Below are 1643 nucleotides of genomic sequence, written 5' to 3' on the forward strand. Positions count from 1 at the left end.
CAGTTGCGCTTTGATGTTCATTTCGTTCTCCTTAGTTGATGGTGCGTATTGAATCATATGGCTCATAACGCGTCAACAAAAACTTCAAAATTATCTACGACGTCTACCCGGAACCCGAGCCGGCGCAGGGTCGCGATACGCGCCAGCTGCAGCTTGGTGGGCCTCCCGCCAGGGCGCTTGAACTCCACCCACCACACGTAGGCCTTCGGCCCAATGAACAGTCGGTCGGGCCAGCCGTACAGGCCGACCTTGATCCCGACGTAGCCCCGGGTCTTCGCCAGGGTCACGCACTTGCGCTCAATGTAGGACTCTTTCAATGCGCCTCCTCAGGCCCTCCAGGAGGGCGTTCTGGGCGCTGTCACGGGCCCGCAGTACTTCCATGATGTCCTCGTCCACGGTGCCCCTGGCGACCAGGTGGTGGACCACCACGGGGTGCTCCTGGCCCTGCCGGTGGATGCGACCGTTCGCCTGGATGTACTGCTCCAGGCTGTGGTTGAGCGCGTACCAGCAGACGGTGTGCCCGCCGGCCTGCATGTTGAGGCCGTGGCCGGCGCTCTGGGGCTGCGCCAGGACCATCTGCAGCTCGCCCGCGTTCCACTGCCTGACGATGCCCTGGACGTCGCCGCGCAGGTCCACCGCGTGCGGGAACCGCTCCTGCAGCCGGCGCAGGTCCTCTTTGAACTTGTAGACAACGAACAGCGGCCCGCCCACCTCCTCCGCCAGGTCCTCCAGCCGGTCGAGCTTCGCCGTGTGCTGGTCGATCACGCTGCCGTCGTCCAGGTACACAAAGCCCTGCGCGATCTGTTGCAGCTTGTTGACCATGCCCCCGGCGTGGGCGACGGTCAGCTCGTCGTCACCGAACTGCATGTACAGCTCCTTCTCCAGCTCCGTGGAGAACCGCTGCGCGGTCGAGGGCATGTTGACGAGGATCGCGTTGTCGGTGCGGTCGGGCACGTCCAGGAAGTCCTTAGCGTCCAGGTGGAACAGGATGTCGCGCACCTTGTCGCGTATCGCGTCGGCCGAGCCCTGGCGCAGGACCCACTCGTACGGCCCCGCCTGCCGGAAGTACCTGTTCCTGAAACGGCCGATGTACGGCCCCAAACGCTCGCCGCCGTCGAGCACCATCACCTGCCCGAACAGCTCCATCATGGAATTGGGCGCGGGCGTGCCTGTCAGGCCCCAGCGGAAACGGAACCGCTTCAGGCGCTTGCGCAGCTCGCGGAAGCGTTTCGTGTTGGTGGCCTTGAACTTCGTCAGCTCATCGATCACCAGGCCCGCGAACTCGACGTCCTGCTGGTACAGCCACGGCAGGCCCTCGGGATTGATGACGAAGATGTCGGCGCCCTGGCGGAGGTTGTCCTGCTTCAGGCGACCGTGCAGCAGGCGCACGGTCATGTCCGGGAACCACTTCGCGACCTCGTCCTGCCACACCGCCTTCGCCACCGACAGCGGGGCGATGATCAGCAGCGGCAGCTCAGCCGGCACCCGCGTCCCGCGGATGTCGCGGAACGCGGCCAGGGTGGTCAGGGTCTTGCCCATGCCGGGGTCCCACAGCAGGGCCGCGTAGCGGTTCCTGACCAGGTGGCGGACGCCGGCGAGCTGGTAGTCGTGGAGCTTCATGCGCCCTGGGGCCACTTACGCGG

General features: G+C 65.6%; 2 protein-coding genes. Both read right to left on the bottom strand.

What is annotated here, in order from left to right; all coding sequences use genetic code 11:
• Positions 1–62 precede the first annotated feature (62 nt).
• Positions 63–317: a VRR-NUC domain-containing protein gene (locus WBM60_RS02685; RefSeq protein ID WP_424282741.1), complete on the bottom strand. Its 255-nt coding sequence runs from the start codon at positions 315–317 to the stop codon at positions 63–65.
• The gene (locus WBM60_RS02690) at positions 298–1620 is read right to left on the bottom strand and encodes an SNF2-related protein (RefSeq protein WP_424282742.1); all 1323 of its coding nucleotides are present in this window, start codon (positions 1618–1620) and stop codon (positions 298–300) included. The genes WBM60_RS02685 and WBM60_RS02690 overlap by 20 nt, the downstream gene beginning before the upstream one ends.
• Positions 1621–1643 lie beyond the last annotated feature (23 nt).

Origin of the sequence: Eudoraea sp., from assembly GCF_049669105.1 — a bacterium.
Lineage (GTDB): Bacteria > Bacteroidota > Bacteroidia > Flavobacteriales > Flavobacteriaceae > Eudoraea.